This window comes from Marinobacter sp., from assembly GCF_041687235.1.
Taxonomy (GTDB): Bacteria; Pseudomonadota; Gammaproteobacteria; order Pseudomonadales; family Oleiphilaceae; genus Marinobacter.
In genome coordinates this window covers 57074-75232 of record NZ_JAWLCH010000002.1, presented here as the reverse complement: position 1 = coordinate 75232, position 18159 = coordinate 57074, and the positions used below count along the sequence as shown (strand labels likewise).

Here is an 18159-nt window from a genome sequence, read left to right as displayed (position 1 = left end):
CGTAGGCATTTTTGCTCATGATTGTCTTGAGCTCGTAACCCGGAAATTACCACATTCAAAACCATCAGGATGAAGTTATGCCCCAATCGCCCCTCGCCGAACCTCTGAAACTCCCCTGCGGAGCCGTCCTGCCTAACCGACTTGCCAAGGCTGCCATGACCGAGGGGCTGGCAGACGATCAGCTACACGCCACCCATCGCCATGAAACCCTTTATGGGCGCTGGGCCGATGGCGGAGCAGGGTTGCTGATTAGCGGCAACGTGATGATTGATCACCGGGTGCTGGAGCGACCGGGTAATGTGGCGATTGATCCGGCGCCAGATCTAACAAAAGGGGAGGGTGAGCCCGAGGGTATGGCGCAGTTGCGTGCCTGGGCCGAGGCGGGAACCCGCAATGGCAACCATCTATGGATGCAGATATCCCATGCCGGTCGGCAGTCGCCGCGATACGTGACCACACGCCCAATGGGGCCTTCGGCGGTGCAGCTTTCGCTGATGGGCAACTATGCCCGCCCACGGGCACTCACGGAGCCGGAGATTCTCGACTTTATCCAGCGGTTTGCCAACGTGGCCCGGATCGCCAAGGAGGCGGGTTTCACCGGCGTTCAGGTGCATGGGGCTCATGGGTATCTGTTGTCCTCTTTTCTGTCGCCGGTCACCAACCAGCGCACCGATCGCTGGGGTGGTTCGCTGGAAAATCGCGCCCGTTTCCTGATTGAGGTGGTGAGGGCGACGCGTGCCGCTGTGGGGCCGGAGTTTCCGGTGGCGGTAAAGCTGAATTCCGACGATTTCCGCAAGGGCGGCTTTACGCTCGACGAGTCTGTGAACGTGGTGCGGTGGCTCAATGAGGAGGGTATTGATCTGCTGGAGGTGTCCGGCGGCACCTACGAACAGCCGCGGTTGCTTGGATACAGTGGTGATGCCGGCACGGCGAGCGAGGGGCCGGCCATGAGGGAAAGCACTTGCAAGCGGGAGGCTTACTTCCTGGATTACGCTCAGAAGATTCGCGAAGTGTGCGATTGCCCGCTGATGGTCACCGGTGGATTCCGAACACGGGCGTTTATGGAAGAGGCGATTGCCAATCGCGAAACTGACGTGATTGGCCTTGGCCGGCCGCTCTGTACGGATCCAGATACGCCTAAGGATCTGCTAGAAGGGCGCATCGATAAGACGGTTTGCCACGAAGATCACATCAAGCTTGCCCAGCGAGGGTTTTTCTCGCCCGCCAGTCCACTGATGCCAATTAAAGTCATCAACGTGCTGGGCGGCCAGGCCTGGTACTACCAGCAGATTTTCCGGCTGGCGGATGGCGAGGAGGCTGATCCTGACCTGGGTATCCTCAAGGCCGTTGGGGCTTTTGTTAAGGATGAATTGAGCCGGTCCCGGCGGGTGAAGAAGGCCCGCCGTCAGCCAGTGGTATAGATTTTAAAATCCTGGTGAAGTTTACCCCAATGCTCTTTCAGCCCTCTTTTGTGAGTCTCATCCATCGGCAGTGTATCTAAAGCTTCCGGCCATAGGTCCCGTGCTTTGCTTAGCGTGTCGTCCAAATGCGGCTTGATCGCCCGCCACGGAACGCCTGACTTTTCCGCCCACCGCTGAAAGTGCGCCATGGTGACGGCATACCACTCCTTTGTTTTGCCGAGATTGAGCGCGTACTGGGTTTCTCCCTCGATATAAACATTGGTAGTCACAATATCGTAGGCGGGGGACAGTCGCGGTGTGACCTTGTCGGGGTATAGCAAGCTCCAGTTCTTCAGGTGCGCATCGCCATTTGCCAGGATAATATTAACCAACAAACGCCTGGCAAACTGTTGGGCGTCGGCCAGCCCATCGCCAGAAAAATCATAGATGACCTTGCCGATAGCCTCATAGTTCGCGGATGTGTATTTTTCGTGCGGATACTTCACCAAAATTTGGGCGAAGTCTTCCATGTGAATGCGCTGATTGCCCTCGCGGTCGAAGCGCTTGATGGCGAAGGCTTGCTTCTCATCGGGTAGGTTGATTTGCGGCAGATTATCGAGCTTGTCCAGCTCAACAAGACGGATCTCGGGAATATCAACACCCGCGAGCCCCGCCAGTGACATGGCGGTGTATTCGTTCAGCGGTGCAAATTTGTGCTTGGTGGAGGGCGTTTTGATGATCCAGTCACCCAGCACATTGTCTTGCGACAAATTGTAACGCCCATCGCTTTCCTTCATGGAAAATTTCATTTGCACGCCAGCGAGGGAAAACCGGTCTTTTCCTTTGTTACGAAGAGCCTCTGTATCGAATTTGACCGCTTTGACTTTCCCGTGAGTGTTTAGCACGTTGTCGAGTAAATAGGCGGGAACCTCCTGAGGGTCCATGGGGGTGGCTTCGATAGCCCCCGGCAAATCATTTCCGAGATACGAGAGTATCTGAAATTCATTATCAACATGCACCTTCAGGACTTGCGCTGTGAGTTCACGTAGGGCGCCTTCTGGGAGCAGATTAGACAGTACAGGATGCAGTCGTTGATTTCGTGCCCACGGTTCCGACATTAGCCTGGCTGCATTCGGAAACGTGGGGTGGGTAATTAAACTGAATGTCGGGCGTGCGGGATTATTTCTGAAGGTATCCGCAATGCTCAATACATTGCGACCATTCTGAAAGCCCGCGAGGTAGCCCACCAGAACGCCATGGATGGTGAGCTGCAATACATTGACTTCATCGTTGGCGTTTGGGCTCACTCGTTTTCTCCTAGCAATCCTTGCCATGGATCATCGGCTAGTGATTCACTTTTTATCCTGGTGGATTGATCTGGCCCGCCAGGTGTCGTTGAATCTTCCGCGAGTACAGCCAACACCGCGCTCAGCTTTTCCTGCGGAATAAGCAGCAATTCGCTTTTAAGTCCTTTGGCTACCAGCTCAAGAGTATCGAGCCTCGGATTGCCTTTGGATTCCAGCCGCTGATATTGCTGGCGGGACATCCCCACGCGCAGCATCATGTCGTGTTGCTTTAGCGCCAAGGCTTTACGGCGAGTTTTTATCTGTTCGAGTAGTGAATTCATGATGAAGCTTATAGGTTGCTATTAGTCCATATGAAACACGGTAGTTGCTATTTATAGTTTTTGCAATACATATGTTGCTATTCGGCTTGCCGCCCAAACGGGGCCGGCTTTAGCGGATGGTTGCCTACCTCAATAGGATTCTCTGGATCGAGCGGGGGATAAACCGGGTGACGAATTCGGCAGCGTAGGTCTGGGGTGTAACCAGATATCGAGGCTTGGGACGTCCTGCTTCTGCAGCCCTGACAATCTTTCTCGCGACGTCTGACGCACTGGCTGTAAAGGGCTTGATTCTGGCGCCCGGCGCGAGCGCTGCTTCCATTGCTTCGTATTTTTCCTGGTGCACGGCGCTTGCCTGCCCAAGCACGGGCTGCAAAGCGGCCAGGGCATGTTCTCTGAATCGGGTCACCACGGGGCCCGGAAGCACAAGTGAGACACTTTCCAGGCTGTTGCTGCCCTGTTCATCAAACCAGAAGCTTTCATGGGCCGTGTTCATCGCGGATTTGGCGGCACAGTAGGCGCCTTTCATTTTCTGGGGTGCGATGGAGAGAACGGAGCTAACCGCGATGACCCGCAAGGGTTTACCGTGCTGTTCGCAGAGCCCCAGGCAGACAGCAGCCAGCTTGATGGGGCCGAATACGTGGGTACTGAACTGCTTTTGCCACATGGATTCGGACAGGTCGCGAAGCGCGCCGAATTGCCCGTAACCGGAGTTGTTGACCAGAATCACCCGCTCGGCTGCCGCAATTTCTGCCTCCAGCGTGGCGGCAAGGCCTTCGATCTGCTCAAAGGACTCAAGATCGAGCGCCAGCTCCAGATCGGCAGACTCGACACCAGTTGGCTGTCGGGACAGCGCGATCACCCGGTAGCCTTTCCGGGCAAAGAGGGCACAGGCTTCACGGCCAATGCCGGCGCTGGCACCGGTTACCAGGGCGAGTTTGGTCATCAGTACAGAGCCCAATCCTGCATCTTCAGTTGAAAGTCACCAACCTGGCGCCCGGAAACAAATAGGCTGACTGAAGCCAGGTGCGAAAGATTCAGTGCTACCTCATCGGTCAATGTTTTGCCGCGCCAGGTAGGGATGAACTCACTGAAGGGGAGTCGGATGCGGCTCCATTCTTCTGTACCTGGTGTGAATGCATGCTGGTAAACAATGGTTCGCCGGTTGGTGCTGTTGCGAAGGCCGATCTTATAGGTTTTTCCGTCGCCCTTTGCCAGCAATTCAATGCCTGTCCATTGTGAGGCATCGACGGGTTCCGGCAAGTCTGCTTTGACAGAGGCAAAGCCGCCGCCGTTATCCAATCGCACGATGCCTTGAAAGAGACCGACGCCTTCCGCAGAGTTAACCAGCGCTCCGTCGGATTGTCCGCCCATTACTTGGTCACCCAGGGAGTCCCATTCCAATCGCTCGCCCTTGGTATCGAACGTAACCAGGGTATGGCTGCCGCGGCTGTTACTGTGCGTGTCTTTCATTGGCTTTCTTTCGGTCGCAGGTGCTCACTGCGCTGGGTGGTCGAAACGTTAATGATGCAATGTCGCTCTCTGCTCGGACGCGTTTATAAGCCCTAACCGATAGCTCTCTGGACTGCCACATAATGCGTGACTTCGTCGCCATCCATCAACGGTGCGATTTTCCATTCAATGACAAACGAGGAGCCGTCCTTGCGGTAATTAATGGTGTCGCCGTGAAAGGTCCGTTTATTTTTCAGATCGTCAGCCAACCGCTCTTTGACTCCGCTCTCGGTTCTCGGTCCCTGAAGCAATCCTGGTGTTTTTCCGATTACTTCATCTGCAGAATAGCCGGTTAGATTGCTGAAGGCCTGGTTTACATAGATGATCACAGAGTTTGTATGATCGGAAGTAGCTTTTGTCACCATGATCGATTCAAAAGCCAAGTCAGCGACGGTTTGAAACAGTGGAGATTGAAGAATGTCTTCAGAATTGTTCATACATATTCCTTTGCGTTAAAACTGGTTTTGTTTGGTGACTCCCTTCTAATCTACGAACCGCATCAGTCACTGTATCAGTTGGGTATGACGTCGAACATGTCCACGCCGCTGTCATCAAAAGGTTTGGATATATGGCTCATGGCGCGCTCTTGAAGTGATCTGGGGTTTCGTTCTGCTCGTTACCTTGTAAAAAGATCGTACGCTGAAGAAAGGAAATTGATGGTGTTTCAAAGTAAACGAAAGCAGGAACTGCAGGCCGCTCTGGAAAAGCTGGAGGCCGCCGAGAACCGGGTGGCTGAACTGGAGGCCGATTGGCAGGCAATTCAACGGTCGGTGGCGCTTGCGGTAATGAGCGGCGATGGATTGTTTGAGTCGGTCAGCGATGTGTTTCTGGATATGTTTGGCTACCAGGAGCAACACCTGATTGGTAAGCATCACCGGGTGCTTTGCAAGCCTGAGGATGCGCGTGGTGAGGAGTACATCAGGTTCTGGCGTGAACTGGTTACAGGCCACGTGCAACAGGGCCGATTCCTGAATCTTGGTGCCGACGGGCAGCCGGTCTGGCTGGAAGCTCGCTATTTACCGGTTTTGTCCGATAAGGGCATTGTAAAGCGCATTATCATGATGGCCAGCGGTACTACTGAAGCCTTGCCAGCCTAGCTGCTGAAAAGCCGCCACATCAATTATCCACAGCAGGGTTCCCGGCAGACGTTTGTATAACGGGATCAAAGGTTCTAGCATGGTTAATAAGCGGTCAAAAATGAAGTCTAAGGATCCAAGCATTTTGACCGAAGTTTGCTTGCGCTGAACGCAAAGGTTCTCAATGGCTTGAGTACCCTAAATGCTCGAATGGAGGCGACATGCAAGCCAATTCCTCATGGCCGGATGCCCGTCCGGCACTGAAACAGTACCGCACTCCAAGCCTTAACAAGGCGATTTGGCAGCTCATCAATACACTGGTTCCTTACGCCGGCTTGTGGTACCTGATGATCCTCTCTATCCGGCATGAAGTTTCCTATTTGTGGACACTGGCACTCTCGGTAGCGGCGGCCGCGTTTTTGGTTCGCCTTTTCATTTTGTTCCACGATTGTGTTCATGGGTCGTTCCTGCCATCAACACGTGCCAACACCTGGGTAGGGCGGCTGTTGGGTGTCCTCGTCTTTACGCCCTTCGACGACTGGCGCCTCAGCCACCTTCGTCACCACGTCAGCTACGCCAATCTCGATACCCGGGGCTTTGGTGATATCTGGACGCTTACCCTACGCGAATACAACGAGTTGCCGAGGCTTAAGCGTTGGCTTTACAGGCTCTACCGTAATCCGGTGGTGCTCCTGGGCTTTGGCGCCATTTTCAATTTCCTGCTCAGCAACCGGCTGCCGAGCAAGAAAGTTCAGCGCAAAGAGCGAAAGAGCGTCCTATTCACGAATCTTGCTATCGTTGGTGTATTCCTGATCGCCGCCCAAACGATCGGTTGGCAGACTTATTTATTGATTCAGCTGCCTGTGCTGTGGTTGGCGGGTATGGGCGGTATCTGGCTGTTCTACGTTCAGCACCAGTTCGAAGGCGGTTACTGGGCCCGAAAAGGGGAATGGGATGCGTTGCGGGCTGCCATGGAAGGCAGCTCTTACTATCAATTGCCGGCTATTTTGCGCTGGTTTTCGGCGAATATCGGTTATCACCATATCCATCATCTCAATGCCCGGATTCCCAATTATCGTTTGCCCGAGTGTTACAACGAGGTTCCCGCTGTGCGCGCCAGAGAGCCTTTGACCTTGCGGGAGAGCCTGCACAGCTTCCGGCTCAAACTCTGGGACGAAAGCCAGGAAAAGATGGTCGCCTTCCCCTAGCGAAAGTGGAGACCCCAGCCAGAGAGATTAGAGCTATGAGAATACTGATGGGTCAATCAGATAATCGGAAATCCGCATTGACCTCCACCGCGATGCTTGCCGTGATTCGGTACGCCATGGGAGTCAGGTATGTAGCATTGGGATCTCTGCTGGCACTTACGAGTCTTCCCGCCATTGTCTTCGCCCAACCATCATGTCCGGGAATTCATGTGAAAATTCCGAACATTGAAAACAACACAGGGACTGTCGCTTGCGCACTTTTCGAATCGCCGGAGGGTTTCCCTGCAGAGTTTCTGCACTCGGCGACCCATATAGTGATGATGAAAATCCAGGATACGAAGGCACGTTGTAGCTTTCTGGATATTCCTACGGGAACCTATGCGCTGGCCGTCATCCATGATGAAAATATGGATGGCAAACTCAACACGAACTTTCTGGGGGTTCCCACGGAAGGTTATGGTTTTTCAAGCGGTGCAGAGGCTGGGATGAGTGCGCCTTCGTTCGAGGCTGCCAGATTTTCGTACGATGGGGGAACTCTGGACCTGGCCATTAGGTTGAGTTATTGAGCGCCTCTATTCATTACTCAAGATGGAGTTACCGGACGGTTACACAATATCTCACTGGCGATCCAGTAAATCCGCAGTTAGTGGATGGCGAGCTGGAAAGCCATCATGCCCAGAAAGGCCAGTACAATCACAACACCAACGGAAGCCGGCTCCAGCTTTTTGTTGGCATCCGGCAGAAGCTCGGCAAACACCATCCATATCATGGCGCCCGCGGCCAAACCAAGGCCGAAGGGAAGCATGGGTTTGAAGGTACTTACGAACAGGTAGGCGGGAATGGCCATCAGAGGTTGCGGTAAGCTGCTGAAAACACTCCAGCCGGCTGCCTTGGTAACGGACATGCCTCTTGGCACCAGGATAAGTGCAATGGCAAGCCCCTCTGGGATGTTATGGACGGCGATGGCTGCCGTTATAAAAACGCCGAGATCCCGGCTGCCGCCGTAGGAAACGCCAACGCCAATGCCCTCTGCGAAGGAGTGGGCGGTCATCACGCCAACGATCAACAGTGCCTTTTTAGCGTCAGCGCCCTTCAATTCACTGACGTCAGGGGAACCCTGATTCTCGATCCATCGGTAGGCGAGGTAGACCAGCACCAGGCCTGAAACCATGCCAGCAAGGGTGAGCCATTCCTGCTTGGCCAGCCCTTCTTGAATGAGGCTGTGACTTGCCGCGAGCATCAGGCCGGCGGCGATTGCAGCACCGATACTGAGCCATTTCTGATCGATTTTCTTGCTGATAGCCAGCGGCAGCGCACCTAACCCCGTCGTCAGAGCCGTGATTAGCGCCGCTATAAAAACCGTTGTTAGGGTAACTTCCAGGACCATTTGGACTCTTTTGCTGGTGTGTATGAGTTACACTCTTGGCTAAACACACTACCGAAAAACCTGCTCCAGAGTAACAGCGGTGCATCCTTGAACGACTATCTCGACAAAATCCTGCGTGGCCAACCGATCAATTATGAAGCCTTCCTGAAGAAGCTTCCGGAGCAGTTTCGCAGGCGCCATCGGGACATGTTTGCCACAGAAAAAGTACAGTCCAACCGGTGGCTGGTCACGGTCCGGGATGAAACTGCTTTCGCGGAGCTGCAGAACGTCGCGGAGGCTCCCTTAAACAGAGTAGACGCCGCCAAAAAAGGTGACTCTCATCGCCATGGCACTGAAGTAAGTTTTCTTCTGATTTACCATGCGGGATTGGCATCCAGCCGTCCGGATGTGGCTGTTATCAAGAGCGATTCTGTTGACATCGGTTTTCAGCGCGCCGGCTCTGTGCTGGTAATAGAAAACGAGCGTAACTTCTACCAGTATCAGCAGATGCTGAAATTTACCGGTGAGGTTCTCGGCAGGCCCTTGCATCTGGTGGACTGCGATGTGCTATTGGGCGGTGGCAACCGTATTACCCGGCGCGCGATTCTCGACTGGTTGCAGGGCTATGAAGAAGTATTCTGCGCATTCGATTATGATGCGGGTGGTCTGCAAATGTTCTCGACGATCGCGGCCTCTCTTGGTGGGAAAGCCACCTTTGTTCAGCCGCCCGACTGGCAGACATGGCTGGCGTGGTTCCGCAAACTACCGGACTCCACCGAACGATTCACAAGGGCGATTTCGTTGGCAGAGGGGCTTGGTTTTGTGCCCCTGGCAGAAGCGTTTCGATCGACCGGCAAATTCATGGAACAGGAGATGATTCTGGATGAGTGACTCCCAGGGGAGCCCAGGCAATTTCAATTTTGGTATTCGCCGTCTGGTGTTGGTGGATTCCGCCGGCTTCTGTTACGTGGAAATTCCGGTGGACAACCATGGCTTGATCCTGGGCCCGGGCAATCTGGGCAAGTCCAGCCTGTTGAATTCGCTGCGTCTGTTTCTGCTGCCGGAAAACAACTTCAAGAACAGCCGCAAGAAATTCGCGTTCCGCAATGCCAGTGCCGGTAGCTTCTACACCAACGAGGAAAGCTATCAGCACTATTTCCCGAGCCAGTTCAGTTTTCTGATCATGGAAGCGGAAAACCCGGCTGGCGTGCATTGCCAGATCCTGTACCGGGACAGCGCCAGTCAGCTCAGCTATGGCCGCGCTTTCGTGCCGGTGGGCTACGACCAGCTGCGGCCGCTGTTCTGGAATGGCGATGATGAGGACGGTATCGGCCAGGCGGTGCCGGAGCTGTCGTTCAGCCGTTTGTCCGAGGCCTTGAAGAAGTTCTCCAAAGAAACCCGCCTGGTGAATGACCCGGCCAAACTCAAACAGATGCTGTACAGCAGCGAGCTGATGAACGCCGATGCCGTGCGCTATTCGGTGCTGCCTCTGGGTGAATCCGACGAGCGCCGGGTGCAGTCTCTGCGCACGCTGATCCTGTTGCTGTTTGAAATGAAGGCAGACGATCAGGCCATGGCCAATGCGGTGGCCAGCATTATCGAGGCAGACAAGAAGTTTGCCGACGATGCCTTTGATTTCAACATCGACGACTTCCTCAACCGCCATGATCAACTGAAGCAACAGCAAATCCAGTTGAACCGGATTGAAAAAGAGCGTTCACGGTTCGAGAAGCTTCAAAAGGATTATCAGGCCTACCAGACCCTGCTTCGCAGTCAGCACGATTTTGCCGCCTTCCGGGATGGCGTCACCCATGCCCTGCAGGACATCGGCTCACGGCGCAAAACCGCTGTAGAGGCATTCAATGAACAGAACGAGACCCTGCGCCATGTGCTCCAGGCTCTGAAAAAACTGGAGCAGGACGCCAGCGGCCTGAAGGGCGAGATCCGTTCCGCCGACCGGCGTATCAAGCAGGCCGTGCAGAACCAGAAAGATGGCGAGCTGCTGCTGTCTCAGTATGGCGACAATACCCTGCAGGAAATCGAGGACATCCAGAAAGAGGAACTCGATAGCAAGAAAGGGCATCTGGCTGCCCTCAAGAGTGCCGCCCAGGCGGAAATTCGTTTGGAGCAGATCGAGAAAAAGAAACAGGAACTCGAGCGCAAGTTGGAATCCCTGAAGGATCGGGAAAGCAAGCAACATTGGCAGCTGCAGAACCAGTTGGATGAAGCCACTGCGGCACCGCTGCGGGCCGTGGACCCGCGATTGGTGATGGCCAGCCCGGGCCAGGATCTGGACGCCGGCAGCAAGGCGGCCATCGAGGCCTTTGCCCGGCTGTTTGCGCCCACGGATAAAGGCTTTGACTGGTTCGATGCTGAATACCCGGGCCAGCCGGCCCGGCAGACGGATTTTGCAGAGCAGCGCCGGCATATCGAAGGTGAGCTTCATGGCCTGGAAAAGGAGCGGGCGGAGCTGGCAGACACCACCAACCAGGAACATGACCGGCCACGGTTGATCGAGCGCACCGAAAAGGAGATTCGCGCTATCGAGAAGGATCTGGATACCCTGAGCCGTTACCCGGGAGCAAGCACCACCCTGCGCGATGCCACCGAGGAAAAGCAGGCGGCGGAGGAACAGCTGGCCAAACTGGAAGAACAGGCCCGGCTGGAGCAGGAGAAGCAGGATGCGGTGCAGCAGAAAGCCGCCAAAGCCAGGGCCGAGAAAGAGCGTATCGAAGAACGGGAGCGGGAACTGGCGGGCCTCAGCCGCAGCGTCGGGACCGTGGAGCATCGCTTCCCGCATCTGAAAGCGGTGGAAGCCGAGCAGCCACTGGCGATTGAGGAGGTGTCTGTTGCCGCGTTCGACGACCTGCAAACCCAGCTGGACGACTTGGAAGAGCGCCGCCGCAGTATTCTCGACCACCTGCGACAGTTCGTGTATCTCGGCATCCACGAAGATACCGAAGGCGAATTGCAGAAAGACAGCCCGGTGTCATCCGTTATCCGGGAAACGTTCAAAAACCTCTCAGACCTGTTCGCCGGCATGGCCGAGCGCTGGAACGTTCTGGAGCAGCAGGTTGGTATCCACAATGAAACCGTTGCGAGCTATCGGCAGGCCCTGAAATCGAACCACGAGCACATTGCCCGTTTCGAAGCGCAGTTGAATCGCGAGCTGGAGGGCGTGCGCATCAACGATCTGGTGGAAATTCGCGTGGATATCCACACCGATCCGAAATTCCGCAATCTGGTGGAAGAAGCCAACAACATCGACCCCTATGGGAACCAGTTGCAGTCAGACGCGTTCTACGACCGTTTGCGGGTGTTCGTGGCGGACTTTTTCGGGGAGGGCGGTAGCAAACGCCTGACCATGGACAAGGTGATCACCGGCATTTCCTACCGCACGCGCAAGGAGAATGCCGCGAGCCTGGATAAGAAAGGCCAGTCCACCTCCACCACCGCACTGATCAATCTGGAACTGGTGTACCGGCTGCTGAAACGCGTGTTGTATCCCGGTGTGCAGCTGTCGTTCCCCATGGTGCTGGACGAGCTGGCCAGCGTGGATATCAGCCAGATGCCATCGCTGCTGGAACGGCTGCGCAAGCAGGGTTTTAACCTCTTTTCGGCAGCGACACACAGCGCCAGCGCGGAGGTGATTTATCTGATCGGCCGGCACCTGGAAGTGGGGCAGATGCGTACCGCGCGTCCCTACAGCCCCCAACGCACCCTGGTGTTCTGGGGCGGGGCCGAGGGTTTTACCAACGGCGAGCCCCTGAGCCACTGGGCGGACCAGACCCAGAACAATCTGCTGGAGCCGGCGGATGAGTAAACGCTTCAGCACTCTGGACACCACCCGGCTGCTGTTCGAACACCCGAAGATCCTGTTCCGGATGATTGAACGGATGGACCGGAACGAAGCCCGGTATATTCGCGAAAGCGATCTGGTGGCCGAGGTGATGGACTATACCCGCACGCTCGGCAATGCGGATCGGGACCGGGTGCGGCTGGCCTTGAATACCGACAACCTGTTCCGCAGCGGCCTGGTGATCGACATCATCAAGGCCGAGGGTGAGCGGCGGCTGGTGCTCCAGGATGCGCTGATCAACCTGATGCGCGCCTGTAACGCCTCGCTGTACCAGGAACTGACCGATGCCCGCCTGCGTGGCCATCTGGTGACCTTGCGGGATGTGCGCAATCGGCTGGAAACCAGCAGCTTCAGCGACGCGGACCCGGACTATACCGAACTGCGGGATGATCTGAACGAGCGGGTCAGTCAGCTCATTGGCTTGCTGCGCCAGAATGTGCTGCGCATGCAGACCATCAGTGCCCAGCTCGCGGACCTGTCCGGCGACGCCAGCCGGGCGCCGGAGAAGTTCCTGGAATTCCGTCAGAACCTGTTTGAGCAGATCGTTACGCTGTACGAGCGCCACATCAAACCGACCCTGGTGTTCCTGAATCCGGACACGAGGCTACCCGATGGCAGCAACCTGTTTGATACTCTGGAAGCGATGGTCCGGCTGCTGGAGAGCCACGGCGATGATAATCTGGCAGACCAGTTGTTCCGTTCCTCCATCAGTCTGAATGCCCTGTACAAACCCATTCAGGCGGTGGCCCAGGAAGTGGAGCACTTTCTGCGCAAGACCCGGCAGGGGATGGTTCAGTACAACGCCATGGAGCACTTCTACGGCAAATTGCGCGAACTCAAGGCCGAAACTGAGACCCTCAGCCTCAAGAGAAAGTGGTTGGAGGGTGGCGACTTTGCCCGCGGTACCGGCTTTCTGGTGGGGCTGCGGGCCCAGCAACGACCGAAACACTACGCGTTCGGAAACTCGTCCAGCTACTATCAGTTGCTGTTCAGTGAACTGGAACTGCGCCTGAACGACCTTCGCCGTAGAGCCGAGGTGCCGGTTCTGCAGGAGGTGGAGGGTAGCGGGCGTCACACACGGATCGATGTTCAGCGCATCAACCAGCTCTATCAATGGCTGGAAACCCTGGAACAGCGGCCAACCACGGATCTGGTTCGTGAGCTGCACGGCCGCCTGGACGGCTTTATTCCAGGCTATCGCTTTCCGGACCTGTTGGCAGCCCTGAACCGGCTGGTAAACTCGCCGCCGGAAGGACTGCAGGTGGTCACCACCAATCGCTTCCGGATCCTCGAGCAGTCTCCTGCCAATGAGCAGTTTGTCTACCGCAGGCGTCGTCTGGAAACAGAGGTGCCGATCAATCAGCAAGAGCAACACCATGCCTGAATTCGACGATATCCTCCCGGCCCACAGCGCCGCTATCTACCGGGAATTCCAGACGGGACGAGTAATCGTGCGTGATGTCTGGGACAGTAACCGCTCCGAGCTGCGGGCCAATCCGCTCTACAACCTGCTGTACAACCATCTGTCCCACTTCCGGACCTTTTACGAACACCTCGGTAGCGAGCTGGTGTTCAACGAAACCGGCGCGTTTTTCTTTCTCAGGGAAAGCAGTGACGATGAGGGCGAGGAGCATGACGAAAATGCCTTTCGGGTGCAGGTCATACTGCTGATTATCGGGCGGTATTTCGCCCGCAGCGGCCGGGACCTGGACTATCTCGGCCGCCCCGATGCTGGTTTGAATGAGCAGGACCTTGCCGCCCTGGCGGATGATGAGGAATACCAGGACATCCTGCGGGCAGCGCGTTTTGAAAAGGGCGCGCCAGAAGCGCTGGATTATCTGGAAAAGCGCAATCTGTTATTTCGTTCCGGCGCCGGCCGCTGTTTCCTGAGTTCTGCAGGGCTGTATTTCCTGCAGGAGCTGGTGCGGGAGTATGAGCAGGGGTAACGCCTTTAGGCTCTGAGCCCGGCCAGAAATGCCGGCATTTGGGCTTCCGGCATTGGCCTCGCGTACAGAAAACCCTGGGCCAGATCGCAGCCCAGGTCTTTCACGAGTTGATCCTGTTCAGTGGTCTCGACACCCTCGACGACAATACTCAAGCCAAGTGTATGTCCTACTGTAATCATGGCCCTCATAATGGCCATGTCACTCTCGTTCTCCATGGCGTAATGGAGGAAGCTTCTGTCAATTTTGATTCCGCAAACCGGCAGTTTGCGCAGATACACCAGTGAAGAATAGCCGGTGCCGAAGTCGTCGATGGAAATATGCACACCGGCGTGCTTCAGTCTTTCCAGTTGCTTTGTCTGTCCGTTATCTCCGCCGAACACTTCGTTTTCTGTCAGCTCCACGCCCAACTGGGCCGGGGTCAGTTCATAACGGTGGAGTGTCTGCAGGATCTTTTCTGCCAGATTCGGGTCGTTAAGCTGTTTTCCCGATAGGTTGATATCGACCCGTATGTTCTCGAGGGCTGTGCCTTTCCAAGCCTTGAGTTGACCACAGGCGGCTTCGATGACCCAATCTCCGATTCGATGTATCAGCCCCGACTTCTCGGCCACCGGTATGAATTCCGCAGGAGACACCGCCTTTCCATTCTCATCGAAACATCGCAACAGCGCCTCACAGGAATCTGTGCCGCCCTGCAGCAGGTCGATTTGCGGTTGAAAGTAAAGTTGGAGCGTGTTGGTAGCAATCGCCCGGCGCAGCAGGGAAGTAATGTCCTGATAGTGAATAAGCCGGTCATTTATGTCTGGTGTGTAGAAGCAGACACTGTTTTTACCTTTTTCCTTGGCCTGATACATGGCGGCATCGGCGTTTCCCATAAGCTCAGTGATCGTTGCTCCATTATCGGGAAACAGGCTGACTCCGAAACTGGCCGTTACCTGGTAGCTGTCTCCATCAAGGGTGAATCCATGATCCAGAGCGCCGATCAAGCGCCGAAGGAGTTCGTGAATGCCCTCCGGCCCGTCAAAATCGAACAGAAGCAACACAAATTCATCACCACCGAATCGACTAAGCAGATCGCAGTTACGAAGTTCCTTTCGCAGGGTGTCCGCAACCGCTTTTAAAAGTTTGTCGCCATGGTGATGGCCGAGGGTATCGTTGATGAGCTTGAAGTTGTCCAGATCGATAAACACCACTGCCAGTTCCCGTTCCAGCCGGGACGCTTCGTCAAGGCGCGCTGATAGTTCAGCTTCCATAAAGCGCCTGTTGGGCAGTTCGGTTAAATCGTCAAACGTTGCATTCCGATATAATTCTTCCCTGGCTTTTTTCTGTTCCTGCAGGCTGATATCAATACAGAACATTTCACACTCACCGGTGTCCTGCTTGATCATTACATGGCTGGAGTAAACGGGAACCAGATGACCTTCCTTGTGCTTAAGTTCCAATTCGGCTGCGGGAATACTGATGTTATTTTCGAGCCAGTTGTTATGCGCCTGGATAACACCTTCTCGCATGTAATCCGGGATTATCAGCTCTTCCAGTAACCGCCCCTGGGCTTCCTGCCGGGTGTAACCATATAGACGCCTGCTGGCTTCATTCCAATAAATAACCCGCCGATTCCTGTCATAGCCCTGAACGGCGACCATGGGCAGGCTCTCGATGAACTCATAAAATTTTCTCTCGCTCCGGTCGAGGGAAGATTGGGAATGTTCTTCATTAAATGCGGGTGAAACCTGAGTTTTCGGCCTTTGCTTATCTGGCATTAGCTGTCACTCCGAACATCGATTCAAAAACCAAAAGCCATTATGCATACCGTTTATACGAGCATAGGTTGGGATGCGGCCATTTTCTAGGCAATAGCGAATAGTCAGTGGCTTTCCTGGCGGCCTTTTTCAAGATCGGCTTCGAGCTGAGCAATGCATCGATCAAACGCCCGACTGATCCTCGTCTGATCCTTGATCATTGCCAGCTTCGGCCAGGTAGCCTGTTCCCCCAGGTTGATGAACATCTCCAGATCTTCTGGGCTTGGATTGGAGAGAACCTTGCGATAGAGCGACGGCCTGGGTGGAAAATGGATGTTGATGTCCCCGAGGTATTGCTGGCTGGTCATCGCGTTGGCCTGCTCGATGAGTGGCCGGATGATGCCAGGGTGCGGGCTCTGTCGGGTCAGTTTCAATGCAGTGGCGATCTGGCCATGGGCCAGGGACACCGCGGCCCGTTTTGCCCAGGCAGTCAGGCCGCTCTGGTCATGGTGGGCGATAAATGGCACCACATGTGGGTTGGCCTGGCTCACGATGGTTTTGTTCACATTGTGCAGGCGCGCCATCCTCATGAGCGGCAGATCGCCATGCACGCTGCCGTCTATCCAGCGCTCCGTGGGCATGTAGGGTACACTGCTGCCCCTGCCGCCGTCTGAATCCCGGGCTCGAAGTGTCACCGGTGGAAAAATTCCCGGCACCGCACAGGAAGCCATCACGGCCGAGTCCACCAATACGGCCGGTGAGGACAGCCAGTTAAGCAGCCTGGGTTTTTGTTGGGTGCGCGTGGGGGAGACGGAGATATTCAGCGTGCGGCCACTGTGTTCGTGCGCCTCCTTGAAACTGACGCTGCCGAGGTTGTGCTGGATATGTTCCTGCAGTTGGCCGGGATCCATGGCATGGCCGGCGCGCAGCGTTTCGGTGAGGCCCAGCCAGCGGAAGGCGTTGAGGTGAATTCGCTCGGGTTGGTTGAAGAAGTCGGCCAACTCCTGTTCGTCCCGGGTACAGATGGCGCCTGCCACGATCGCCCCCATACTGGAGCCGGCCATGACATTTGGCAGCAGATCCTCGCGCCAGAGTGCCCGGGTGACGCCAATGTGGTAAATACCGAAAGCCGCGCCGCCGCTGAGCATGAGCGCCGGCCGGCCATAGACTCTCTCGGCGTCCCGGAACATTTTCAGCTTTCGGGCGGTTGTGACGTCTGGAATGGGGTGGTCACAAATGAATGCCATGGACGTCTCGACCGCGTCCAGGAATTCAGCCACCAGACGGTTAGTGCCGCTACGGGCGACGGTGTACAGGTCGGGGTTGGATAGTTCCCCGAGATGGCGGTACAGACTCTCCTGCAAGACCCGGATCAAGCGCCGGGCATCCCCGTTTTGCCGGCAATGGTCCATGCTGGCCATATGCTTGCGCATCAGGCTTTCGTGCAGCATTCCGGTTTCTTCCTGCTCGCGCCAGGCCAGCAGGCCGTCCAGGTCGTCGAGCGCGGTGGCGGCCTCGCACCATTGCTCGTAGTCACGGGCTTGCTCAAGTTGCTGCGTTAACTGTCTGCGAGTCTTCGAGGCGGCTTTCATAGCTTTACCTTAACCGATCCTGGCAGACCTTTGCAGCGACTGGTTTCCTGGCTCCCGGTTATTTACTATGTTCGCGACCTTGGGTTGGGTTTTAGAAGTATCTCGTAATTCGTAAGAGTGTGACTGTTCTCCGGGAGACGCCATGACAAGTATTCGCCTGTGGGATCTGCCCTTGAGAGCATTTCATTGGCTGCTCGTTGTGGCTGTCTGCGGTTCTCTGATTTCGATCAAGCTCGGTGGAGACTGGATGGTCTGGCACGAGCGGTTCGGGCTTGCAACGGTCGGGTTGCTCGGTTTTCGCCTGACTTGGGGATTTATTGGCTCAACCTATGCCCGGTTCTCGGTTTTTGTACCGGGCCCGAGAGCGCTGAAATCCTACATACAGGGCCAATGGCAGGGCATCGGGCACAATCCACTGGGCGCTCTGTCTGTTTTGGCGATGATCGGTCTGTTCGGGTTCCAGGCGGTCACGGGGTTATTTGCGAATGATGAGGTTTCTTTTAACGGACCCCTCTATCCCCTGATTTCATCGGATCTGAGCGATACCCTCAGCGGCTGGCACAGACGGTCTGAATGGTACCTTTATGGCTTGATTGTCCTGCACATCGGGGCAGTGATGTTCTACACGCTGGCGCGAAAGAACAATCTGATCAAGCCGATGGTTACGGGGAAAGTGTCAACCAGCGACCATCGTGGCAAAAGCGCGGAAGGGGGTGGGATCGGAGCCTTCGTTCTAGCGCTCTGTCTCAGTGCTGTTTTGGTTGCGTTTGCCAGCGGCGAGTTGATTCCCCCGCCGCCGGCGCCTGAGGCTGCACCTCAGGATCTTGGTTGGTAATCGCT

Annotated in this window: 17 protein-coding genes; 9 read left to right on the top strand and 8 right to left on the bottom strand. The window is 55.7% G+C overall.

Annotation, left to right across the window (positions count from 1 at the left end; translation table 11 throughout):
- The first annotated feature begins 77 nt into the window (after positions 1-77).
- Positions 78-1421 (top strand): NADH:flavin oxidoreductase/NADH oxidase family protein, encoded by a 1344-nt coding sequence (locus ACESMK_RS04125; RefSeq protein WP_372995559.1) that lies wholly within the window; start codon positions 78-80, stop codon positions 1419-1421.
- Here the strand turns inward: ACESMK_RS04125 and ACESMK_RS04120 are convergent.
- From ACESMK_RS04120 to ACESMK_RS04100, 5 genes are all read right to left on the bottom strand, one after another.
- On the bottom strand, positions 1406-2707 hold the full coding sequence (locus ACESMK_RS04120) for a type II toxin-antitoxin system HipA family toxin (protein ID WP_372995557.1): 1302 nt from the start codon (positions 2705-2707) through the stop codon (positions 1406-1408). The two genes, ACESMK_RS04125 and ACESMK_RS04120, sit on opposite strands and share 16 nt — an antisense overlap.
- Positions 2704-3027 carry a helix-turn-helix domain-containing protein gene (locus ACESMK_RS04115; RefSeq protein ID WP_372995555.1) on the bottom strand — a complete coding sequence of 108 codons (324 nt, stop codon included), beginning with the start codon at positions 3025-3027 and terminating at the stop codon, positions 2704-2706. The genes ACESMK_RS04120 and ACESMK_RS04115 overlap by 4 nt, the downstream gene beginning before the upstream one ends.
- A 124-nt stretch (positions 3028-3151) precedes the next feature.
- Positions 3152-3970, bottom strand: a complete 819-nt coding sequence (locus ACESMK_RS04110; protein WP_372995553.1) for an SDR family NAD(P)-dependent oxidoreductase — start codon at positions 3968-3970, stop codon at positions 3152-3154.
- On the bottom strand, positions 3970-4497 hold the full coding sequence (locus ACESMK_RS04105; RefSeq protein ID WP_372995551.1) for a CIA30 family protein: 528 nt from the start codon (positions 4495-4497) through the stop codon (positions 3970-3972). The genes ACESMK_RS04110 and ACESMK_RS04105 overlap by 1 nt, the downstream gene beginning before the upstream one ends.
- A 92-nt stretch (positions 4498-4589) precedes the next feature.
- Positions 4590-4973 (bottom strand): PAS domain-containing protein, encoded by a 384-nt coding sequence (locus ACESMK_RS04100; RefSeq protein WP_230706736.1) that lies wholly within the window; start codon positions 4971-4973, stop codon positions 4590-4592.
- A 219-nt stretch (positions 4974-5192) separates the two neighbouring features.
- Here ACESMK_RS04100 and ACESMK_RS04095 point away from each other — a divergent pair, with 219 nt between their 5' ends.
- From ACESMK_RS04095 to ACESMK_RS04085, 3 genes are all read left to right on the top strand, one after another.
- Positions 5193-5633, top strand: a complete 441-nt coding sequence (locus tag ACESMK_RS04095) for a PAS domain-containing protein (RefSeq protein ID WP_372995549.1) — start codon at positions 5193-5195, stop codon at positions 5631-5633.
- Positions 5634-5833: 200 nt separating this feature from the next.
- The gene (locus ACESMK_RS04090) at positions 5834-6820 is read left to right on the top strand and encodes a fatty acid desaturase (RefSeq protein ID WP_372995547.1); all 987 of its coding nucleotides are present in this window, start codon (positions 5834-5836) and stop codon (positions 6818-6820) included.
- A gap of 35 nt (positions 6821-6855) precedes the next feature.
- Positions 6856-7386: a DUF2141 domain-containing protein gene (locus ACESMK_RS04085; RefSeq protein ID WP_372995545.1), complete on the top strand. Its 531-nt coding sequence runs from the start codon at positions 6856-6858 to the stop codon at positions 7384-7386.
- 77 nt (positions 7387-7463) lie between these two features.
- Here ACESMK_RS04085 and ACESMK_RS04080 read toward each other — a convergent pair whose 3' ends face one another.
- Positions 7464-8207 carry a ZIP family metal transporter gene (locus ACESMK_RS04080; protein WP_372995543.1) on the bottom strand — a complete coding sequence of 248 codons (744 nt, stop codon included), beginning with the start codon at positions 8205-8207 and terminating at the stop codon, positions 7464-7466.
- A gap of 87 nt (positions 8208-8294) precedes the next feature.
- Between ACESMK_RS04080 and ACESMK_RS04075 the strand changes: the two genes are divergently transcribed.
- From ACESMK_RS04075 to ACESMK_RS04060, 4 genes are read left to right on the top strand one after another with little or no spacing between them, the layout of a single operon-like run.
- Positions 8295-9077, top strand: coding sequence for a hypothetical protein (locus tag ACESMK_RS04075; RefSeq protein WP_372995541.1), 783 nt, complete (start codon positions 8295-8297; stop codon positions 9075-9077).
- A complete protein-coding gene (locus ACESMK_RS04070) occupies positions 9070-12009 on the top strand; it encodes a hypothetical protein (RefSeq protein WP_372995539.1) in 2940 nt (979 codons plus the stop codon). The genes ACESMK_RS04075 and ACESMK_RS04070 overlap by 8 nt, the downstream gene beginning before the upstream one ends.
- A complete protein-coding gene (locus ACESMK_RS04065; protein WP_372995537.1) occupies positions 12002-13429 on the top strand; it encodes a hypothetical protein in 1428 nt (475 codons plus the stop codon). Before ACESMK_RS04070 ends, ACESMK_RS04065 begins: the two co-directional genes overlap by 8 nt.
- A complete protein-coding gene (locus tag ACESMK_RS04060) occupies positions 13422-13991 on the top strand; it encodes a condensin complex protein MksE (protein WP_372995535.1) in 570 nt (189 codons plus the stop codon). Before ACESMK_RS04065 ends, ACESMK_RS04060 begins: the two co-directional genes overlap by 8 nt.
- 5 nt (positions 13992-13996) lie before the next feature.
- Here ACESMK_RS04060 and ACESMK_RS04055 read toward each other — a convergent pair whose 3' ends face one another.
- Complete coding sequence (locus ACESMK_RS04055; RefSeq protein ID WP_372995533.1) at positions 13997-15748, bottom strand: putative bifunctional diguanylate cyclase/phosphodiesterase; 1752 nt, start codon at positions 15746-15748, stop codon at positions 13997-13999.
- A gap of 104 nt (positions 15749-15852) precedes the next feature.
- Positions 15853-17319, bottom strand: coding sequence for a DUF3336 domain-containing protein (locus ACESMK_RS04050; protein WP_372995531.1), 1467 nt, complete (start codon positions 17317-17319; stop codon positions 15853-15855).
- A 142-nt stretch (positions 17320-17461) separates the two neighbouring features.
- Between ACESMK_RS04050 and ACESMK_RS04045 the strand changes: the two genes are divergently transcribed.
- Positions 17462-18154, top strand: a complete 693-nt coding sequence (locus ACESMK_RS04045) for a cytochrome b/b6 domain-containing protein (RefSeq protein WP_372995529.1) — start codon at positions 17462-17464, stop codon at positions 18152-18154.
- Positions 18155-18159 lie beyond the last annotated feature (5 nt).